Genomic DNA, 19,567 nt, shown 5'->3' on the forward strand with positions numbered 1-19,567 from the left:
GAAAGAGAACGACATGCACAAAAAGCTTGGTCTCGTTGCCAAGGCTTTTTTGTAACCTAAGGGGTATCGACTATGGGCAGATCCTGGTCCGTGATCATTTTCAGCAGTGCCATCATCCTTTTTCACAGTAGTGCTTTTGCTCTGGATATCAACCCTTTTTATACCCAGAACCAAAGTCCGCTGGTGCAGATTTTCGGCCTTCCTGCTGCCGGGAATGGGGCAGTCACCCCGGTCGGGCATCTGGATGCCACCGTCGCCCAGGACATGGCTTCAAATTACGCCAAGTCCGAAAACATTCCCAGCGGTGAAAGAATACTCCTTGACGGCGAGAGCGAACGGACAACCGTCGCCTTACGCTACGGAGCGGTAAAGGGGGTGGAGGTGGGACTGGATGTGCCGTTGATTGGCCATGGAGGCGGTATTTTCGACGGCTTCATCGAGGGGTGGCACGATTTTTTCGGTCTTCCCCAAGGGGGACGCAAGGAGGCGTCGCGCGGCCGCTTCTCTACAGCTACGAGAAGGACGGGGTGGAGCGGCTCAGGGTGGATGACTCGAATTTTGGCATCGGCGATGTGCGGCTGTCGGCGGCATATCAGATCTATGGGGAAGGCCCCGGTGCGGCGACGCTCCGCGCCAGCCTGAAAATCCCCACCGGCAGCAGTGGTAAACTCCATGGCAGCGGCAGCACCGATCTTGCCATCTGGCTAACCGGCAGCCGCGATAAAGCCCTGGAAAAATGGGGACACTGGACCATCTTCGGCGCTGCAGGGGGGATGGCCATGACCGACGGCAAGGTGCTGAAGGAACAGCAGAATAACCTGGTCGGTTTCGGTACGATCGGCATCGGCTGGAGTCCTGCCCCGGTCATCGCTTTCAAGACCCAGCTCTCCACCCATACTCCCTTCTATGGCGACAGCAGCCTTCCCGAGCTGGGGGACAGTGCCGTGCAGCTGATCATGGGGGGAACCATCGCCTTTTCCCCCACAACCTCCCTCGACATCGGCGTCTCCGAAGACCTGGCGGTCTATACCTCGCCTGATGTGGCTCTCCATTTGGCCCTTACCAGGAGATTTTAACTGCCGGACGCTTCCGCCTCTTCCGGCCGCCGCTCCTGGTTCAGATAGAGCCGCAGCGCCCGCCGTTCCGCCACCAGCTTGACCGTCAGGGGCATCACCACTGAGCTGAAAATAAGGACACAGCCCAGCGCTTCCCACACCCCCAACCGCTCCCCGAGCAGCGCAAACCCTCCCAGCATGCTCCAGACCGGGTCCAGCGTATAAATAAGACTGGCCCTGGTGGGTGTGGTGAAGCGCTGAAAGGTATTCTGAACGGTAAAACAGATGACGGTGGGAAACAGCGCACAGTAAAACAATGCACCGGCGGACACGGGCCCAATGTGAAACTCAGGCTGGGGGAGGATCAGAACCAGCAAGCCGCCGAGTATGGTGACGGTGATAAATTGGAACAGGGTGACGAGGTAGACGTCGTCATTGCTGCGGAGGACCTTGGACACGGAAATGATGTGAAGGGCGATGAAAAGGGCGCAGACAGTGGAGAAGATGTCTCCCCTGCTGAAGCCGCCGCCGGCAGCAAGGGCGATTATGCCGGATATGGCCAGGCAGAGGCCGGCAAAGGTCAGCCGGTCAATCTTGTCACGCCAGATGAGGTAACATAAAAGCGGCACGACCAGTACGAACAGATTGTTGAGAAAACCGGCTCTGGTGGCGCTGGTGCCGCTGACTCCGATGACAAAGGAGAGATTTGCGGCAGTAAGGGCTATCCCCACCATGACTCCCCGTTTGACAATGTCGCGGTTGATCTCCTTGAGCCTGGGAAGGCAGACCATGGCCATCATAACCGCAGCCAACAGAAAACGAAGGAAAAGAAAAGTGACGGGGGGATTTCCCTGAAACCGATCTTGTTGAAGACAAAGCTGCCACCCCAGAGGAAGGTGGTGAGAATCAGCCATGGCGTTGCCCGGCGGGTTTCACTATCCAATTTTGCGCTGAGTTCATTCATTTACAGCAATTTCCTTAAAAACATCCCAGTATAGGAGCCGGTCACCTTTGCCACTTCCTCTGGGGTGCCGGTGGCGACGATGTTGCCTCCCCGGTCCCCCCCTTCCGGGCCGATATCGATAATGTGGTCTGCTGTCTTGATCACATCCAGGTTATGCTCGATGATGACGATGGTGTTACCTCCTTCCACCAGCTTGTGGAGCACCTCCAGCAGCTTGTGGATGTCGGCGAAATGGAGGCCGGTGGTTGGTTCGTCCAGGATATAGATGGTCCTGCCGGTGGCACGCTTTGACAGCTCCTTGGCCAGTTTGACCCGCTGCGCTTCGCCCCCGGAAAGGGTGGTGGCGGCTTGGCCCAGCCTGATATAGCCAAGCCCCACTTCCTCCAGGGTCTTCAGCTTGTTCTTGATCCTGGGAATGTGCTCCATGAACTGCAGCGCCTGGGAGACGGTCATGTCCAGCACATCGGCAATGGATTTTCCCTTGTAGAGCACCTCCAGTGTCTCGCGGTTGTAGCGGGCACCCTTGCAGACCTCGCACTGTACGTAGACATCGGGAAGGAAGTGCATCTCGATCTTGATGATGCCGTCCCCGGAGCAGGCCTCACAGCGCCCCCCCTTGACGTTGAAGGAATAGCGCCCCGGCTTGTAACCCCTGACCTTTGATTCAGGCAGTTGGGCGAAGATGTCGCGGATATCGGCGAAAACCCCCGTGTAGGTGGCGGGATTGGAACGTGGCGTCCGGCCGATGGGGGACTGGTCAATGTTGATCACCTTGTCCAGGGCCTCAAGTCCCCGGATTTCCTTAACGGCCCCCGCCTTTTCGCGGCTCCGGTAGAGCCGTTGGCAGAGGACCTTGTACAGGGTGTCGATCACCAGGGTCGATTTGCCCGAGCCTGAGACACCGGTAACGCAGGTGAGAACACCCAGCGGTATGTCCACCTCCACCTCGTTCAGGTTATTCTCGCTGGCTCCGGTAATACTGAGGAATTTGGACGCCTTGCGCCGCTGTTTCGGCACCTCTATGACAAGTTTCCCGGACAGGTATTTGCCGGTCAAAGACTGCGGATTCTCCATGATCTCGGCCGGCGTTCCCTGGGCGACCACCCGTCCGCCGTGGATGCCCGCTCCAGGTCCCATATCGATCACATGATCGGCTTCCAGGATCGTCTCCTCATCATGCTCCACCACCAGCACCGTGTTGCCCAGGTCGCGCATGTGCTTCAAGGTTTGAAGCAGCCGGGCGTTGTCCCGCTGATGCAGGCCAATGGATGGTTCGTCCAGGATATAGAGAACCCCCACCAGACTGGAGCCGATCTGGGTGGCGAGCCTGATGCGCTGCCCTTCACCTCCGGAAAGCGTGCCGGAAGAGCGGTCCAGGGAGAGGTAATCTAGGCCGACGTTGACGAGGAAATGGAGTCGCTCCCGGATCTCCTTGAAGATACGACGGGCGATCTCCTCTTCCTTGGGACTCAGGTGCAGGTTGGCGAAGAATTCCAGGGCGTCCTTGATGGAAAGGGCGGTGACGTCGCAGATGTTGTGGCCGTCAATCCTGACGAACAGCGCTTCCTTCTTCAGCCGTGCTCCCTGGCAGGTGGGGCAGGGCATGACATTCATGTATTTTTCCAGTTCTTCCCGCACCAGGTCCGATTCGCTTTCCCGGTAGCGCCGCTCCAGGTTGTTCAGCACCCCCTCGAACTCCTTGTGGTAGGTATGCTTTCTCCCACCATCCTCCTCCCACCAGAATTCAACCTTTTCGCCCTTCGATCCATTAAGGATTATGTCCTGGGCCTTGGCGGACAACTTTCTGAAGGGGGTGCGGATGTCAAACTTGTAGCTTTGGCCAGGGCTTCCAGGGTCAGGTGGTACCAGCCGGAGAGCCTCTTTTCCCATGGTGCGATAGCCCCTTCCCGGATGGAAAGATCCGGATTTGGGATGACCAGTTCGGCATCGAAATACATGCGGGTACCGAGACCGGTACAGTCAGGGCAGGCGCCATACGGGTTGTTGAAGGAGAACATGCGCGGAGTCATCTCCGGATAGGAGATGCCACAGTCGATGCAGGCGAAGCTTTCTGAAAAAAGCATAACGTCTTGCCAGAAGGATTTTTCCTTCTTCGGCTTTTTCCCGGCAGGCTCTTCCGATTCAACGGGGGGGTACTCCTGAACGGCGACCTTGACTATTCCCTCCGCGTGATTGAGGGCCGTAGCAAGTGAATCGGCCAGCCGGCGCTGGATACCGTCCTTTATCACCAGCCGGTCGACGACGATGTCGATGTCATGCTTCTTGTTCTTGTCCAGGACGATCTCATCGGCAAGGTCATAGGGAACATTATCGATGATCACCCGGGCAAAACCGTCTTTGCTCAACTGGGACAGTTCTTTGCGGTACTCCCCTTTGCGGCCGCGGATCATGGGGGAGAGCAGATTGATCTTGGTGCCGGCAGGAAGCGTCATGATCTGGTCGACCATCTGGCTCACCGTCTGGGCAGCTATCTCCTTGCCGCAGTTGTAACAGTGGGGCTTGCCAACACGGGCAAAAAGCAGGCGCAGGTAGTCGTAGATTTCCGTGACCGTGCCGACGGTGGAGCGGGGATTCTTGCTGGTGGTTTTCTGTTCGATGGAGATGGCCGGGCTCAAGCCTTCGATGGATTCGACATCCGGTTTTTCCATCTGCTCCAGGAACTGCCGGGCATAGGCTGAAAGGGATTCAACATAGCGCCGCTGACCTTCTGCATAAATGGTGTCAAATGCCAGGGTCGACTTGCCGGAACCGGAGATGCCGGTAATGACAACGAGCTGGTCACGGGGGATTTCCACATCAATGCACTTGAGGTTATGCTCGCAAGCGCCTTGATAACGATCTTGTCAGTAGCCATTGTTTATGCTCCACAATCTATCACATCTTATTAATAATACCGCAGCAGTAATGAGTAACCACCAGTGCAGTACAAACGAAGGTGAAAAAAAAAAGCCCCGGATCGCTCCGGGGCTTTTGGTCGTTTGAAGATTGTTGTTTAACCTCTGACGACGTTCGCTGCCTGCAGACCTTTCGGGCCTTTCTGTACTTCGAATGTAACTGCTTCGCCTTCTGTCAGAGATTTGAAACCATCGCCCATGATCGCGGAGAAATGCACGAATACATCCTCACCATTATCCTGCTCGATAAAACCAAAACCCTTGCTGTCGTTGAACCATTTTACTGTACCATTTGCCATTCGTACTTTCTCCTACTGCTTTGTTAATTTTTATTCAGAGGGGTAAGACCTCTGAACGTCCGATGACATTACGGGTTTAGCAAGACCATGTCAAGCTTTTTTTATTCATGATCAAATGCCGGCAATCTCCCGGCCTGCTGCCAGCAATTCTCTGACGGTGCCGGGATCGTTGGACTCACTATAAAGCCGCAGAACAGGTTCTGTGCCGGATGGGCGGATCAGAAGCCAAGAGCCGTCGGCAAAAAGATATTTGAAGCCGTCCTTGAAATTTTCGGCGGCAACCGGTCTGGAGGCAATGGCTTTTATTCCGCCGGCCTTCAACTTGTCGATGAGGCGTTCCTTGGCAGCGTTGTCGATAGGTGCATCGATACGCTGGTAGTAGAAGTGGCCGATCTCATCCATGGTCTCATCCAGCAGCTGCCGCAGTCCCTTGCCGCTCATGGCCATTGCCTCCAGCAGCAGCAGCCCCATGAGAATGCCGTCACGTTCGGGTATATGTCCCTTGACACCGAGTCCGCCGGACTCTTCGCCCCCCATGAGGATGTCGTTTTCCAGCATCAGTTCGCAGATGTGCTTGAAACCGATGGGTGTCTCCTGGAGGGGCAGGCCGTACTTCTCTGCCAGCAGATCGATCATCCGGGTCGTGGAAACAGTCTTCACCACGCCGCCCCGGAGACCTTTCCGTTCATAGAGGTGGCGCAGGAGAACGGTAAATATCCGGTGGGATGAGAAAAACTCGCCGTTCTCATCAACGGCGCCGATGCGGTCCGCATCGCCGTCTAGGGCCAGGCCGACCCTGTAGAGACCGCTCTTCACCAAAAGCGAAAGTTCCTGCAGGTGTTCCTCGATGGGTTCCGGTGGCTGCCCGCCGAAAGAGGGATTATCCAGGGTGTGTATCTCGGCGATTCCCGGCAGGAGCTCGGGGATGAAGCCGGTTCCGGCTCCGTACATGGGATCGACAACCGCCTTTATTTCCGCCTTGCGGATGGCCTCCAGGTCGACATAGCGCGAAAGCTGCCGGAAATACGGTTCCCTGGCATTGACAAGGGTTACCTTGCCGCTGATGATTGCCTCTGCCAATGGTTGTGAAACAACAGCCCGGTTGTCGGCCCTATTGGCAGCTACCATCTCTTCCAGCACCTTGGTTGTGGAAGGGCGGGCCGAACCGCCGAAAGATTCCTTGATCTTGAAGCCATTATATATGGCGGGATTATGGCTGGCAGTGATCATGATCCCGGCACCGGCCTGCCGTTCATGCACAGCCCAGGACACTGCCGGGGTCGGGGCATAGCCGTCGGTCAACCACGTCGTAATGCCGTTGCCAGCCGCAATCTCTGCCACCCGCTCGGCAAACTCCCGTGATAGAAAACGCCTGTCATAGCCTATGACCAGCCCCTTGGCGGCCAGGTTTTCCCGGTGCAGGTAATCCATGGTGGTCTGAGCCACAAGTGAAAGATTGTCGAAGGTAAACTCCCTGGCAATTACTCCGCGCCAGCCGTCGGTTCCGAATTTTATCTGCAAATCTTCCTCCTCAATATCCACGATCATTACAGCTGCTTAACAGCCGGTTATTCTCGCCATCTGCATAGGATATGTCAATCTTTAACTTATCTTTTACAGATTAACAACTGTTGACCCGGCGGCAAGATTGGCTTATATAAAACCATGACCAAATTCCAAGGAGGTAAGATAAACATGCTGAGGAAACTTGCAGTCGCACTTCTCCTGGGGCTCTGCCTGTCGGCAACGGCTGGGGCGGCAGATACCAAAGGGAAAAATCCGGTGGTGGTAATGGAGACGAATCTGGGAACGGTAAAAATGGAGCTTTTCCAGAAGGAGGCTCCCATCAGTGTCAAGAACTTCCTGGATTACACCAACGAAGGATATTACAACGGCACGATCTTCCACCGGGTCATCCCCAATTTCATGGTCCAGGGGGGAGGGTTTACCGAGGGCTTAAAGCTGAAATCCGGCAAGGCGCCGATCAAGAATGAGGCCGGCAACGGCTTGAAAAATGACCGGGGCACCCTGGCCATGGCCCGCACCATGATGGTCGACTCAGCCACCTCCCAGTTTTTCATCAACGTGGTGAACAACGGCTTCCTCAATCACACGGACAATACTTCCCGTGGTTTTGGCTATGCCGTCTTCGGCAAGGTAATTGAGGGGATGGACGTGGTGGATAAGATAGCGGCAGCGAAAACCGGCACGCAGAAGGGTTTCGCCGACGTACCGGAAACAACGGTCGTCATAAAATCCATGAAGCTGGTCAAATAAAGAGATATAACAGCACCACAACTAAAAAGGGGCAGCCATTATCTGGCGGCCCCTTTTTTCTTTAGACCTGAACTGCAGTTTCATCCAGCAGCCACCTGATTTTCTCGCACAGTATTTTCATGGGTACAGGTTTTTGCAGATATTCCCTGATTCCGGCGTCCTTTGCCGATTCCCCGTTGATCAGCTCGCTGTAACCGGTGCAGAGAATTATGGGCAGGTCCGGCCGGAGGAGGAGTACCTCATGTGCCAGATCCTTGCCGCTCATGCCGGGCATCGCCATGTCTGTAACGAGCAGGCTGCAGGATGACGGGTTGTCCCTGATTCCTGCCAGTGCATGGACTCCATCACTGTAAAGCTCGACCATGTATCCTTGTTCGGTCAGGAACTCCCCTGCCATCTCCCTGATCTGCTGTTCATCATCGACAAAAACAATGAGTTCCCCATTGCCTGCACCGACCATCTTTTCATTGCCAGTCGGTTCAATCTTCACAGGACCGGCAACCAGCGGCAGGTAAACGCGAAAGGTTGAACCGGCCCCCGGTTCGCTGTAAACGGTTATCTTGCCCCCATGGGACTTGACAATGCCGTGAACGACGGCGAGACCCAGGCCGGAGCCCTTTCCTTTCCCCTTAGTGGAAAAATAGGGCTCGAAGATCTTTTGCCTGGTCTCTTCGTCCATGCCGCAACCGGTATCGCTTACCTCGATGACAGCATAATCCCCTTGGGGTATGCCCTGGCCAAGGGTCTGCAACGCATCCCTGAATTGGGATTTTTTCAAGGAAACAGCGAGGATGCCGCCATGTTCCGCCATGGCATGATAGGCATTGGCGCAGAGATTCATCACTACCTGGTGGATCTGGGTAGGATCTGCAAGGGCAACGGCGTCTACATCCAGTTGCTGCCTGATTTCAATGGTTGCGGGTATGGAGGAGCGGATAAGCTTGAGGGTCTCTTTGATGAGGGGACTCAATTGAAGCGGCTGCTGGCAGATTTCACTCTTACGGCTGAAGGTAAGGATCTGTTTCACCAGCTCCCTGGCACGGTCCGAAGCGATCATGATCTGCTGTAAATTGTCAGCCAGTTTTACATTGTCACCGCACCGCTTCCTGGCTATTTCCGTATAGCCGCAGATAACGGCCAGGATATTGTTGAAATCATGGGCAATGCCTCCGGCAAGCGTACCCATTGCGTCCAGTTTCTGGCTTTGCAGGAGCATGTGCTGAAGCTTTTTATTCTCTTCCTCAGCCTGCTTGCGCTGGGAAATGTCCACAAAGGTGACGACCGTTCCGATGATCTTACCATCCTTGATCTGTGGGTAGGACCAGTATTCAACGGGAAAGGATGTCCGGTCCGCTTTCCAGAACAGCTCATCGTCGGCATGGACCCTTTCACCATCAAGAAAGGTCTTATAGATGCGGCAGTCTTTGTCCGGGTAAGAGGAGCCGGATTGAGACGAGTGGTGAACATGCTTGTGCACATCTTTGCCGATGAGCTGCTGGGCGTTATCATAGCCGAGAAGCCTCAGGCTCGCCAGGTTGCAGAAGGTGCAGCAGCCTTGGGCATCTATACCGAAAATCCCCTCCCCGCTGAATCGAGGATCAGGCGAAGCTTTTCCTCGCTTTCTGCCAGACGTGCTTCAGCCTGCTCCCTTTCGCTGATCATCTGCACAAGTGCCTGATTTGATTCGTTCAGCTCGGCAATCACATTGGTCCGCTGCAGGTCCACAACACTCAGGTGTTCCGCCATTTGATTGAAAGAATGGCCCAGCTGGCCGATCTCATCATCGGAAGTTACAGTGACCGCTTCATCCAGGCCGGTTTCCTGTGCCTTATGGAAAGTATGTTCCAGGTTTTTGATGGGACGAATGATGATCCTTTCCAGGGAAAGCCACAATAGCCATGCAGCCGTAAGGAAAAAGACGATTATGACGGTTGCTGCTATGTAAAACAGCTTCTTCAATTCACTGTTGATGCGGTCTTCAGACATACCCACGTGGATTGTGCCGAGGGTACCGCTCAAAATAGGGGAAGTAATGTCGGAGATGTCATGCCCATCCATATTTATGCGGTGCAGCGATTTCTTGTCAGAGTGAGTGGCCTTTTTCAGGTCCGTGGGGAAGGCATCACCGAAGGTGTGGGCAATAACATGGCCTGTCCGGTCGGTTATGAAAAGATATGCCAGGTCCTTGTTGACTCCCTTTGCATCGGCAAGCATCAACCCCAGGGCGAGGAATTTTTGCGTCAGGATTGGCGTAGCGCTCTGGTCGCCGATGGTATGGGCAAGAAACCTTCCACGGTTGATCAGGTCGGAATGAAAGGAGTGTGACACATAGCGGTGCATGATAACGAGCAAGACTGACATGGAGCAGAGGCTCATGATGGCCAGGCGGTAGATAATCTTGGTGCGGAGGCTTAATGTTCTCATGGCGTGTTTATCTCGGTTTGCCGGGTTTTGGTTTATCTACCCAGAGCTTGATTTGGCGAACGGAATCATATGCCGAATCGTTGAGAGGGACAAAACGGTCTATCATCATTTTGCTAAGGATAACCTTGCCTTCCGGCGACTTGTGAGCATTGAGCATTACCTGGCGAAGCTTTTCCTTGATGGCCGGATCGAGCCCGGGCCGGACGACGAACGGAGGAGGTGCATAGGGTTTCGACTTGAAGATGATGCGGGTGTTTGCCGTTTGCTCTGGAAATTTCTGATTTTTGTATTCCCAGATGAGACTGTCTACCGCCGCACCGTCAACCAGACCTTCGGAAACAGCCTTGATTGATTTATCATGGGAACCGGAGTAGGAGATCTTACTGAAGAAACGCTCCGGCGTTGTCCCCATCCTGGCCAGGGTATATTCCGGTACGAGCTTTCCACTGTTGGAAAGGGGGTCGGTAAAGGCAAAGGATTTTCCCTTTAGGCCGTCAAGGCTTGTCACCTGACTCTTTGAGGGAACGATGAAATAGGAATAGTAAACCTTCTCCCCATAGGCCTGCGGCGCGGCGATGAATTCAAGACCGAATTTTTCCTTGCCGTCGACATAGGGACCGCTGCAGACAAAGGCCGCTTCAAGTTCGCCGGTTTCCAGTTTTCTGTTGATCTCCGCATAGTCCTCGGCATCCACATATTCAACCGGCTGATCGATTTGTCTGCCCAGGTATTCGAGAAATTCACGATAATAGGCCAGACCTTCCTTTGGGGTAATCATCCCCCGAGGGCGATGCGGATCCTGTTTCCCTGGGTTGGGTCCCGTTGCTGGACGACTTCGGTCTTGGAGGTGTTAATCGGAGTAGGGGAGTCTTGAGAGGTGCAGGCCGTGGTAAGAGAGACCAACAGAGACATTGCCAGTAATGGCAGTTGAAAACGTGACATGAGGTACCTCCAACTCCAACGGCAAGTGTTTTACAACAGGCGGTGCAGCTTTTAACTAACATATTGCATGCCGCTAATAGCGGGTTCATTAGTTACGGTCAAACAAGCTATGGAAAAACCTGGACCACCTTGCTTGCTACCGGCCACGTCGCGTGGCCAGCAGAACCAGATTCCCAACCGTAAAAAGGAGAGCCCCTGCCAGGGCAAAGCCGGCTCCCGGCTCCCGGTGTATCTCGATCAGGGCGATCCGCTGGGGAAAGAGCTGCACATCCTTGATATACAAGCCGAATTCCTTATAAAAGAAAGGGTGGTTTGGGCTGATGCCGCCGATGGCGTTGCCGCTGTTATCGCGGATTTCAGCCCGATAATCGGTAAGCATGCCCATGGCGCCCTGTTCACCACGTATGTTTGTGACAGCAACTCCTGTGCCATCGGGAAAGCCGATAATCTGACCGTCATTCACCTGTATAATACCTTTCAATCCACCGTAAGCACTAAAGAGGTGGGCGAGGACGATGAAAAGAAAGCCTGCATGCATTACCTGCGGTGCAATAAGTGAAAGAAAGTTGGTCCGTCCAAACTTGCCGCGCAACGACTCGATGCTGCACAGGAGAGTGTTTACGACAAGAACTGCAAGGAACGCCATGGTTAACCAGAGCCACCAGGACCAGGCAAGTGGAGCTCCTTTGAGCCAGGCAAAAAGGGCCATGTCATTGATGGAGCTGGATTCGGCGCCGCCACCGCTGAAGGAGCCGATGGCAAGCAGAACGATAACCCCGGCCATCAGCCAGATGCCAAGACTGAGCGAAGCCAGCTTTGCGTAAATTTTGGCGAACAATAGATGCCCCCGTTAGTATTAAATATCGGTAATAAGTTAAATTTATTGAGAAGAATTTTGGATGTTGCCCCAACGCCACATCCTGCGCCTGCTAGAAGCTATGGGAACTTTTCATCAGCATGCTGACCCCGAGGTAGGTAAAGATAGTAACGCCGAAGCCGATAATGGCAGCCCAGGCGACTGTTCGTTCCCATTTGGCGCCCTGCAGACGCAGATGCAGATAGAGGCTGTAGAAAAGCCAGAGTATGGAGGTCCACAACTCCTTTGGCGTCCACAGCCAGTATGTTCCCCAGGCGTAATAACCCCAGATGCCTCCTGAGACCATGGAGGCGGAGAAGAAACTGTAGCGACAAGCGCCGTTTTATATTGGAGGTCCAGCAGGGATTTTTCCCTGTAGCGCAGAAACATTCCAGCCAGCAGCGCCCCGATGCCGAACAGGGCATAGGCAAAGAAAGCCAGCGCCACATGCAATTCAAACCAGTAGGTGTTCAGAATCGGGGGCAGCGGCATGTTGAGGGTGGGGAATGGAAGCGCCATCAGGGCGAACAGCCCGGCCAGGCAGCCGGTGCCCCAGGAAAAAGTCGAGGAGGAGCGCAGATCCCTGGCATAGAGAAAGGGGATGGCCATGAGGCCGATGGAAGCAGAGAAAAAGGTCAAGGTATCCTGCGGGCCTATGAGCGGCAGCCTGCCAAGAGCGGCGCCCCTGAGACCGAGATAGATCAGCTGCAGGGTCAGCGCGGCAATGAAGACAGGCCTGCGGAAGGAGCCGAACAGGTAAAGGACGATAGCGGCAATGAGAAGCAATTTCATGGAGGTGCTCCAGTTGGTGCTGTTTTCATTCCCTCGTGCAATGGGAGCGCCATACCCCCTGCTCGCTTACTCGCTTCCCCCCTATGGAATAGGGGGGACTGAGGGGGGTCCTATTTGTAGTTCTTCCGCCGGAAGAGTCCGGTTTTCAGGGATGCGATCCGGTCGAGAAAGAGCATGCCGTCAAGGTGGTCCATCTCGTGCTGAATGGCTACCGCCTCGAAGCCGCTGGCCTCCACCTCCTGCTCGATGCCATTCCCATCGGTAAAGCGGACCGTAATTTCGGTGGCCCGTTCCACATCGCCGGTGTAGTCGGGGACGCTCATGCACCCTTCGCGCATGATGGCTGCGCCGCTGCGTTCGGTTATCACCGGATTGATCATCTGCAAAAGGCCGTGATTGTTGCCTTTGCCGTTTCTGCTGTTGGAGACATCCACGACGCAGACCCTGAGCGTTACGCCGATCTGCGGGGCGGCGACACCCACCGAGCCGGGACCGGCATGCATGCAATCGAGAAGATCCTGCAGAAGTCCCTTTATTTCCCCGTCTATGGCGCCAACAGGATGGCAGAGCTTCTTCAGAACCGGATGGGGGTAGATGAGAATTTTCTGAGCCGGCATAGTATTAAAGGGAAACCGGGGTGATGACCCGCACCTTGATTTCCACGTTCAGCTCCTTTTTCAGTTTTTCCAGCAACAGCTCCACGTTTTCCACCGACATGCCGGGTGGCAGGATGGCCTCCAGCATCAGCACGTAGACCGGTTCCTCTTTTGTGCCGATGAGGCGGGTGTTGAGATCGGTGATGTTGACCTGCCGGTCGGCCAGCTCCCGTGTCACCCGGTAGACGATGCCCGGCTGGTCCGAGCCATAGACCGAGACCAGGCAAAGCTCTCCTTCCTCCTTGACCGGGCAGACCTCATCCTCATGGAGGGTGCGTACATGGACATGGAGGCCGGTGCGGTCGAAGTGAGAGCGGAATTCGTCGCTCAGGCGCGCCCTGGTGAAGGGCTTCTCGTGGGAGACGATGAGGATGATGGCGAAATCCCCCCCAGCATGGTGCAGCTGGAGTCCTCCAGGTTGCAGCCCAGGCGGTAGAGAACTTCGGAGATGTCGGCGACGATACCGGGACGGTCCTTGCTGATGACGGTAACGGCGAAATGGGTCAGGTTGTCTTTGCGGCAATCGTTCATGGAAGCTCCTTTTATGAGCATCATTGTTTTATTTTTTAGATGAAGCCGCCGAATAAGGCATGGTCACCCTTGCTTCTGATGCGGCCGAAGCCCTGGTTGTCTACACCGCGCTCTCAAAAGTCGCCTTGAATCCTCTATCACATAACAGTCACGCTAAGCAAGTGTCTGCTTAACTGTTCACAAGACGTTATGCTTGTCGTCCCGTAGGGACAGATTGACGGTAGCCGGGGAATTCATTCCCCGGTTCACGGGAGCCCAATTCATTCCCCGACCATCATTCGGTTTATGAAATCGCACCTTTCCCACCGTCGCGAACGCGACGGATGAATGGGGGCGACGATCAACGATCCGTGGGATGAATCCCACGGCTACCGTCGCATGCCCCTGATGGGGCTTTAATCGCATGCGTCCCATAGGGACCGATTGACGGTAGCCGGGGAATTCATTCCCCGGTTCATGTGGGCGCAATCTATCCCCGGTTCATGGAGCGCAAATCCATTCCCCGGCCATCATTCGTGTTTATGAAATCGCACATTTCCCACCGTCGCGAACGCGACGGATGAATGGGGACGACGATCAAAGATCCGTGGGATGAATCCCGCGGCTACCGTCACACGCCCCTGATGGGGCTTTGAATATCATTATCCCCATACATACCGCGCATCATACTCAACGCCGTGTTTCTGGAGAAAATGCACATACTCCTCCTGAAACGATTTCGTACGGTGATGTTCACGTTGTCCTTCGATATAGCGTACGGTATCGGTAATCTGCGAAACACCGACGGTGAATGCACCATAACCATCCTGCCAGGCAAAAGCTGACATATCGTTGTCTGTCTCATGAATCCAGCGCGAAGATGCCCCCTTAAGCAACTGCACCGCCTTACTAACAGGCATGCTCGGCGGAACTGCCAGGAGCATGTGGATATGGTCATCATACCCGCCTACCTGTAAGGCTTTCATGCCGTTCGTTCGAGCTATGCCGCCAAGGTATTCCCAGATACGAGCTTCCTTTTGTCGGGCAATCCACGGTTCGCGGTTTTTTGTACTGAATACGATATGGTAATGCAAGGCTGTGTATGTATTGGCCATTTTGGTTGCCTTGTTCCCGCGTCGCAACGTGCCGATTATAGAAAAAACCGCCTGTCGCGTTGATGCGAGCAGGCGGTTGTCAAATCCTCGCTCTAAATCTTGTTGATAAACACTTCCCGTGGCCTGCTGGTGCCATCTGAGGGGCCGATGATACCTTCCTGCTCCATCTTTTCGATAATGCGGGCGGCCCGATTGTAGCCGATGCGCAACCGTCGCTGGACCATGGAGATCGATGCCTGCTTTGCCTCTGCCACCAGGGCGACGGCGGCATCGTACTGGGGATCGAGTTCTTCTTCGTCGCCACCGCTTTTCTCGTCACCGGACTTCATTTCCAGGATCGATTTTTCGTAGACCGGCTTGCCCTGCTTCTTGAGGAACTCCACCACCCGCTGCACCTCGGCATCCGAGACGAAGGCTCCGTGGCTGCGCTGCATCTTGGAGGTGCCGGGGGGGAGGAACAGCATATCGCCGGCGCCAAGGAGCGACTCGGCGCCGTTGCCGTCGAGGATGGTGCGGGAGTCGATCTTGCTTGACACCTGGAAGGAGATACGGGCGGGGAAGTTGGCCTTGATCAGACCGGTGATGACATCCACCGACGGGCGTTGGGTGGCGAGTATCAAATGGATGCCTGCGGCGCGGGCCATCTGGGCCAGGCGGGCGATGGATTCTTCGATTTCGCGACCGGCCACCATCATCAGGTCGGCCAGCTCGTCGACAATGACGACAATATACGGCAGGTGACCGTGGTCCAGCTCCTCGTCCTTGTCGAGGAAGGCCTGGATGGCCTCCTCTTCGTCAGCACCAAGCTCCTCCGCCTCTTCCACAACCACTGTCTCTTTGGCCAGGTTTTCCGCAAGCTCCTTTTCTTCCCGTTCCAGCTGCTTATTGTAGGAGTCGATATTGCGCACGCCCTTGTCGGACATGAGCCGGTAGCGACGTCCCATCTCCTCCACCGCCCATTTCAAGGCCAGGGACGCCTTCTTCGGGTTTGTTACCACCGGCAACAGCAGGTGGGGTATTCCCTCATAGACGGATAGCTCCAGCATCTTGGGATCGACCATGATGATGCGCACATCGTTGGGGGTCGAAGTATAAAGGAGGGAGAGAATCATGGTGTTGATGGCGACGGACTTGCCGGAGCCGGTAGCGCCGGCAACCAGCAGGTGGGGCATCTTGGCCAGATCGGTGACCAGTGGCGCGCCGGCGACATCCTTGCCCAGGGCAAGCGGCAGTTTCATCTTGCGCTGGTGGAACTCTTCGCTGTTGAAGATTTCCCTGAGGGAAACCATCTCCCGGTCCCGGTTGGGAAGTTCGATGCCAACGACTCCTTTGCCGGGGATCGGGGCGACGATGCGGATGGAGAGGGCCTGCAGCGCCATGGACAGGTCATCGGCCAGTCCGGCAATGCGACTCACCTTGATGCCGGGGCCCGGAGCGAATTCGTACATGGTGATGACCGGCCCGGGGCAGATTTCCACCACTTCCCCCTCGACGCCGAAATCCTTGAGCTTTTTCTCCAGCAGCCTGGCATTCATGGCCAGGGCCTCTTTATCCAGGCGCTTTTCCGTCACCTGGGGCATGTCCAGCAGGGATAGGGGCGGGGTCTGGTAGTTGCCGTCGCTCTTGACGAATTCAAAGGCTTCCTGCACGGCGGCGGCCTTTTTATCATCCTGTTTCTTTTCCTTTTTCGCCACCGGCGCCGGCACGCATAGGAGCAGGGGCCGTTTTTATCACGGGGGAGCCTGCCGGGGCGAGCTTGTTTTCCTTGTCCAGGATTTCCCTGTTCAGTGCTTTGCGCTGCCGATGACGTTCCCACTTGATTTTCATCGATTTCAGCCACCAATCGGCAAAGAGCATGAAGGAAAAGCGGGACAGGACCATGATCGATCCGGCCAACATCGGCAGGAGGATCAGGATTGCTCCCAGCTTGCCGAAGGCGCGTTTGAGGAAGTCGGCAGTCTTGAAGCCGATCCAGCCGCCGGTCTGCACCCTCTGGCCGAGAAATTCGGTGAATTCGAGATTGAAGGCGAAGAGGGCACTTAAGGCGATGAGGAGGATGAAAAAGGCGGCAAACTTGTAGGAGCGCCAGCGCACTTCCTTATAGCGCAGGATGCGGTAGGTGATGTAGAAGAGGGCAATGGGCATACCGTAAGCGGCAAGGCCGAAAAGCTGCAGACAGGCATCGGCCAGCTGGGCGCCGAAACGGCCCCCAAGGTTGTGGGTCTCGCCGACGGCAGAATAGCTGTTGAAGGAAAGATCGCTGCCATTGAAAGAGACGAGGGCAATGAACAGGAACAGCCCCATGGCCCCAAGGCCGATCCCTTTCATTTCGATGATCAGCTTTTCCTTTTTATCGATCTGTTGGTCCATAAACCTTCTACATTTTTGTTTACTGGTAGGGGCAACCCCGTGTGGTTGCCCGGTTTTAGTGCGGCGCCCCTACATCTCCAGAACAAGCGGCAATATTACGGGACGCCGCTCGATGGTCTTGTTGAAGAAGCGACGCAGGACCGGCGCACCTCCAGCTTGACCTCGCTCCAGTCGGCCCGTACCTCGGTGTTCACCAGCGCCAGGGTATCGACGACAACCTTTTTGGCTTCGTCCAGGTATTCCTGGCTTTCGTCCTCGAAAACGAAACCCCGGGAAACGATGTCGGGGCCATAGATGATCTCGCCGCTCCCCTGATTGATACCGATGATGACCACCACCATGCCGTCCTCGGAGAGATGCTTGCGGTCTTTCAGCACCACGTTCCCCACATCCCCGACCCCTTTGCCGTCGACAAAGACCCGGCCGGTTTCGATCCGATCGATAATGCAGCCTTCACCGTTACTGAAGGCGATAACGTCGCCGTTGACGGCGAGGATGCAGCGCTCCTTGGGCAGGCCGAGCCTCTGGGCCAGCTGGCCGTGCTTGACCAGGTGGCGGTATTCCCCATGGACGGGGATAAAGTAGCGGGGACGGACCAGGTTCTGCAGAAGCTTCAGCTCTTCCTGGCTGGCATGGCCGGAAACGTGCACTTCGGAAACTTTCTCGTGGTAAACCTCGCGCCGCGCCGGTAGAGGTGGTTGATCAGGTCGGAGATGGTTTTTTCGTTGCCCGGGATAAAACGGGAGGAGAGTATGACGGTGTCCCCTTCTTCAAGCTTGATCTGCTTGTGATCATCCATGGCAATCCTGGTCAGGGCGCTCATGGGTTCTCCCTGGCTGCCGGTGGTGATCATGCAGATCTGTTCCTTGGGCAGGCGGTTCATCTCCTTCAGGTCGATGAGCAGGTCGTCGGGGATGCGCAGATAACCCAGCTCCCGGGCAATTTGGACGTTGGCGATCATGGAGCGGCCGTTAAGGAGTATCTTGCGGCCACAGCGAGCTGCGGCTTCAACAACTTGCTGCACCCGATGAATATTGCTGGAAAAGGCGGCGACGATGACCCGCTGGGGGCAACGGGGAAAGATCTCGTCAAAGGCGTCGCCCACAAGCTTCTCCGACAGGGTGTAGCCTTCCCGCTCCACGTTGGTGGAATCGGCCATCAGGCCAGGACTCCAGCTTCTCCATAGCGGGAAAAGGTGGCCAAGTCGGTGAGCTCGCCATCCACCGGGGTCTGGTCCAGCTTGAAATCACCGGTATGAATGACAACCCCTTCCGGGGTAGCGATGGCCAGACCGCAGCCGTCGACTATGGAATGGGCGACGCGGATAAATTCGACGCTGAACACGCCCAGGTCGACCACATCCCGCGGGCGGACCACGCGCAGATCGACCTTGTTGTCCAGCTCGTATTCCTTGAGTTTTTCCTTGACGAAGCCCAGAGTCAGGGCGGTGCCGTAGATTGGGGGATTTATCTGGCGCAGGACGAAGGGAAGTGCGCCGATATGGTCTTCATGACCGTGGGTGAGAAGGATCGCCCGCACCTTTTCCGGACGGTCGGTAAGATAGGTGATGTCTGGAATGACGATGTCGATGCCGAGCATATCCGGCTCGGGAAACATCAGGCCACAGTCGACGATGACGATGTCATCACCGTATTCGAAAACGGCCATGTTGAGGCCGATCTCGCCGAGACCGCCGAGGGGAATGATTTTAAGGCCGATGCTGTCGCTAATGGGTGTTTCCATGTGGTTTCAGGCTTTCTACCAGCAGGCGGCAGATACCCTGTGAAGGCATGCTCCCTTACTGCTTTGAAGGTTGTTTTAGTAGTTGGTCTATTTTTATTTCGCAGCGGTTGATCCACTCACTGCCGGGAGCGGTCAATCCTCTTACTGCATAAAAGGAACTGCGCAGGGAACGATAGGCGATCAGCGCCCTGGGGATATTACCCCTTCCTTCGGCTTCCTGGCCGATGCTCCAGAGCTTTTCGGCGGCCTTGTCTACCAGGCTGCTTGCCGGCGTGTACATGTGAATGGCCGACTCGAAGCCGGCAATGGCGGCAACGGCATCGCCGGCGGCCAGTGCCTTCTCTCCCTTGGCGAATTGCACGTGCTGACGATAGAGGGTGTTGCCCCAGAGGAGGATGACAGCGATGACGGCGATGACGGCGATGTTGACCGCTATGGTTTTAGCTTTTTCCATTACACACCTTATCCCTGAAAAAATCCGGGTACTGCAACGAGCAGTGCCCCCAGGAGAGCGGATATCAGGCCGATAAGGGCCACCAGGGCCGCGAGGATGTCAAAGGGGAATCTCAGACGGTGGGCTGCCTGCAGGCCCCAGCCAATTGCGAGCAGCCCGGCGACAATTATTATCCAGTGAACAATCGGTGTCATA

The 19,567-nt window shown here is 55.6% G+C and carries 16 protein-coding genes and 5 pseudogenes; 3 read left to right on the plus strand and 18 right to left on the minus strand.

Going from position 1 to position 19,567, the window contains the following annotated elements; translation table 11 throughout:
- Positions 1 to 72: 72 nt before the first annotated feature.
- Positions 73 to 1,076, plus strand: a pseudogene (locus JCM15764_RS23285) (DUF3187 family protein).
- Here the strand turns inward: JCM15764_RS23285 and JCM15764_RS11865 are convergent.
- The 5 genes and pseudogenes from JCM15764_RS11865 to JCM15764_RS11880 all read right to left on the minus strand — a co-directional run bounded on the left by JCM15764_RS11865 (position 1,073) and on the right by JCM15764_RS11880 (position 6,754).
- Positions 1,073 to 1,855, minus strand: a complete 783-nt coding sequence (locus JCM15764_RS11865; RefSeq protein WP_369412303.1) for a DMT family transporter — start codon at positions 1,853 to 1,855, stop codon at positions 1,073 to 1,075. The pseudogene JCM15764_RS23285 and the gene JCM15764_RS11865 sit on opposite strands and share 4 nt — an antisense overlap.
- Complete coding sequence (locus tag JCM15764_RS28320) at positions 1,852 to 2,019, minus strand: hypothetical protein (RefSeq protein ID WP_369412304.1); 168 nt, start codon at positions 2,017 to 2,019, stop codon at positions 1,852 to 1,854. The genes JCM15764_RS11865 and JCM15764_RS28320 overlap by 4 nt, the downstream gene beginning before the upstream one ends.
- Positions 2,020 to 4,688: pseudogene (gene uvrA, locus JCM15764_RS11870) on the minus strand (excinuclease ABC subunit UvrA).
- A gap of 344 nt (positions 4,689 to 5,032) precedes the next feature.
- The gene (locus JCM15764_RS11875; RefSeq protein ID WP_012648874.1) at positions 5,033 to 5,233 is read right to left on the minus strand and encodes a cold-shock protein; all 201 of its coding nucleotides are present in this window, start codon (positions 5,231 to 5,233) and stop codon (positions 5,033 to 5,035) included.
- A 111-nt stretch (positions 5,234 to 5,344) separates the two neighbouring features.
- A complete protein-coding gene (locus tag JCM15764_RS11880) occupies positions 5,345 to 6,754 on the minus strand; it encodes a phosphoglucomutase/phosphomannomutase family protein (RefSeq protein WP_054695987.1) in 1,410 nt (469 codons plus the stop codon).
- 174 nt (positions 6,755 to 6,928) lie between these two features.
- Here JCM15764_RS11880 and JCM15764_RS11885 point away from each other — a divergent pair, with 174 nt between their 5' ends.
- A complete protein-coding gene (locus JCM15764_RS11885; protein WP_054695913.1) occupies positions 6,929 to 7,510 on the plus strand; it encodes a peptidylprolyl isomerase in 582 nt (193 codons plus the stop codon).
- 61 nt (positions 7,511 to 7,571) lie between these two features.
- Here JCM15764_RS11885 and JCM15764_RS11890 read toward each other — a convergent pair whose 3' ends face one another.
- From JCM15764_RS11890 to ccsA, 6 genes are all read right to left on the minus strand, one after another.
- Positions 7,572 to 9,086, minus strand: coding sequence for a hybrid sensor histidine kinase/response regulator (locus JCM15764_RS11890; RefSeq protein WP_369412306.1), 1,515 nt, complete (start codon positions 9,084 to 9,086; stop codon positions 7,572 to 7,574).
- Positions 9,074 to 9,934 (minus strand): HAMP domain-containing protein, encoded by an 861-nt coding sequence (locus tag JCM15764_RS11895; RefSeq protein ID WP_054695919.1) that lies wholly within the window; start codon positions 9,932 to 9,934, stop codon positions 9,074 to 9,076. The genes JCM15764_RS11890 and JCM15764_RS11895 overlap by 13 nt, the downstream gene beginning before the upstream one ends.
- A gap of 7 nt (positions 9,935 to 9,941) precedes the next feature.
- Complete coding sequence (locus tag JCM15764_RS11900; protein WP_243688844.1) at positions 9,942 to 10,712, minus strand: substrate-binding domain-containing protein; 771 nt, start codon at positions 10,710 to 10,712, stop codon at positions 9,942 to 9,944.
- A complete protein-coding gene (locus JCM15764_RS23290; RefSeq protein ID WP_243688845.1) occupies positions 10,709 to 10,876 on the minus strand; it encodes a hypothetical protein in 168 nt (55 codons plus the stop codon). Before JCM15764_RS23290 ends, JCM15764_RS11900 begins: the two co-directional genes overlap by 4 nt.
- A gap of 136 nt (positions 10,877 to 11,012) precedes the next feature.
- Entirely contained in the window at positions 11,013 to 11,714 is a 702-nt protein-coding gene (locus JCM15764_RS11905) for a cytochrome C biogenesis protein ResB (protein ID WP_243688846.1), read from the minus strand.
- Between the two features lie 91 nt (positions 11,715 to 11,805).
- The gene (gene ccsA / locus JCM15764_RS23295) at positions 11,806 to 12,039 is read right to left on the minus strand and encodes a cytochrome c biogenesis protein CcsA (protein WP_243688847.1); all 234 of its coding nucleotides are present in this window, start codon (positions 12,037 to 12,039) and stop codon (positions 11,806 to 11,808) included.
- 41 nt (positions 12,040 to 12,080) lie between these two features.
- Here ccsA and JCM15764_RS23300 point away from each other — a divergent pair, with 41 nt between their 5' ends.
- Positions 12,081 to 12,626 (plus strand): hypothetical protein, encoded by a 546-nt coding sequence (locus JCM15764_RS23300; protein WP_243688848.1) that lies wholly within the window; start codon positions 12,081 to 12,083, stop codon positions 12,624 to 12,626.
- Between the two features lie 8 nt (positions 12,627 to 12,634).
- Here JCM15764_RS23300 and def read toward each other — a convergent pair whose 3' ends face one another.
- The 7 genes and pseudogenes from def to JCM15764_RS11945 form a co-directional block, all read right to left on the minus strand.
- On the minus strand, positions 12,635 to 13,141 hold the full coding sequence (gene def, locus JCM15764_RS11915; RefSeq protein ID WP_054695922.1) for a peptide deformylase: 507 nt from the start codon (positions 13,139 to 13,141) through the stop codon (positions 12,635 to 12,637).
- 4 nt (positions 13,142 to 13,145) lie between these two features.
- Positions 13,146 to 13,711: pseudogene (locus JCM15764_RS28325) on the minus strand (glycine cleavage system transcriptional repressor).
- Positions 13,712 to 14,352: 641 nt separating this feature from the next.
- Positions 14,353 to 14,805 carry an IS200/IS605 family transposase gene (tnpA, locus tag JCM15764_RS11925; protein ID WP_054695925.1) on the minus strand — a complete coding sequence of 151 codons (453 nt, stop codon included), beginning with the start codon at positions 14,803 to 14,805 and terminating at the stop codon, positions 14,353 to 14,355.
- 92 nt (positions 14,806 to 14,897) lie between these two features.
- Positions 14,898 to 17,175, minus strand: a pseudogene (locus JCM15764_RS11930) (DNA translocase FtsK).
- Positions 17,176 to 17,244: 69 nt separating this feature from the next.
- Positions 17,245 to 18,918: pseudogene (locus JCM15764_RS11935) on the minus strand (ribonuclease J).
- Positions 18,919 to 18,973: 55 nt separating this feature from the next.
- Positions 18,974 to 19,372: a hypothetical protein gene (locus JCM15764_RS11940; RefSeq protein WP_054695926.1), complete on the minus strand. Its 399-nt coding sequence runs from the start codon at positions 19,370 to 19,372 to the stop codon at positions 18,974 to 18,976.
- Positions 19,373 to 19,380: 8 nt separating this feature from the next.
- The gene (locus tag JCM15764_RS11945) at positions 19,381 to 19,566 is read right to left on the minus strand and encodes a hypothetical protein (protein WP_054695928.1); all 186 of its coding nucleotides are present in this window, start codon (positions 19,564 to 19,566) and stop codon (positions 19,381 to 19,383) included.
- Position 19,567: the final 1 nt, after the last annotated feature.

The organism is Geotalea toluenoxydans JCM 15764 (genome assembly GCF_001311985.1).
In the GTDB taxonomy this organism is placed as follows: Bacteria; Desulfobacterota; Desulfuromonadia; order Geobacterales; family Geobacteraceae; genus Geotalea; species Geotalea toluenoxydans.

Bases quoted from the DNA above. Each gene is read 5' to 3' on its own strand.
- JCM15764_RS11865 (WP_369412303.1), bottom strand. From the start codon at position 1,855: ATGATGGCCATGGTCTGCCTTCCCAGGCTCAAGGAGATCAACCGCGAC.
- JCM15764_RS28320 (WP_369412304.1), bottom strand. From the start codon at position 2,019: ATGAATGAACTCAGCGCAAAATTGGATAGTGAAACCCGCCGGGCAACG.
- JCM15764_RS11875 (WP_012648874.1), bottom strand. From the start codon at position 5,233: ATGGCAAATGGTACAGTAAAATGGTTCAACGACAGCAAGGGTTTTGGT.
- JCM15764_RS11885 (WP_054695913.1), top strand. From the start codon at position 6,929: ATGCTGAGGAAACTTGCAGTCGCACTTCTCCTGGGGCTCTGCCTGTCG.
- JCM15764_RS11895 (WP_054695919.1), bottom strand. From the start codon at position 9,934: ATGAGAACATTAAGCCTCCGCACCAAGATTATCTACCGCCTGGCCATC.
- JCM15764_RS11900 (WP_243688844.1), bottom strand. From the start codon at position 10,712: ATGATTACCCCAAAGGAAGGTCTGGCCTATTATCGTGAATTTCTCGAA.
- JCM15764_RS23290 (WP_243688845.1), bottom strand. From the start codon at position 10,876: ATGTCACGTTTTCAACTGCCATTACTGGCAATGTCTCTGTTGGTCTCT.
- ccsA (WP_243688847.1), bottom strand. From the start codon at position 12,039: ATGGTCTCAGGAGGCATCTGGGGTTATTACGCCTGGGGAACATACTGG.
- def (WP_054695922.1), bottom strand. From the start codon at position 13,141: ATGCCGGCTCAGAAAATTCTCATCTACCCCCATCCGGTTCTGAAGAAG.
- tnpA (WP_054695925.1), bottom strand. From the start codon at position 14,805: ATGGCCAATACATACACAGCCTTGCATTACCATATCGTATTCAGTACA.
- JCM15764_RS11940 (WP_054695926.1), bottom strand. From the start codon at position 19,372: ATGGAAAAAGCTAAAACCATAGCGGTCAACATCGCCGTCATCGCCGTC.
- JCM15764_RS11945 (WP_054695928.1), bottom strand. From the start codon at position 19,566: ATGACACCGATTGTTCACTGGATAATAATTGTCGCCGGGCTGCTCGCA.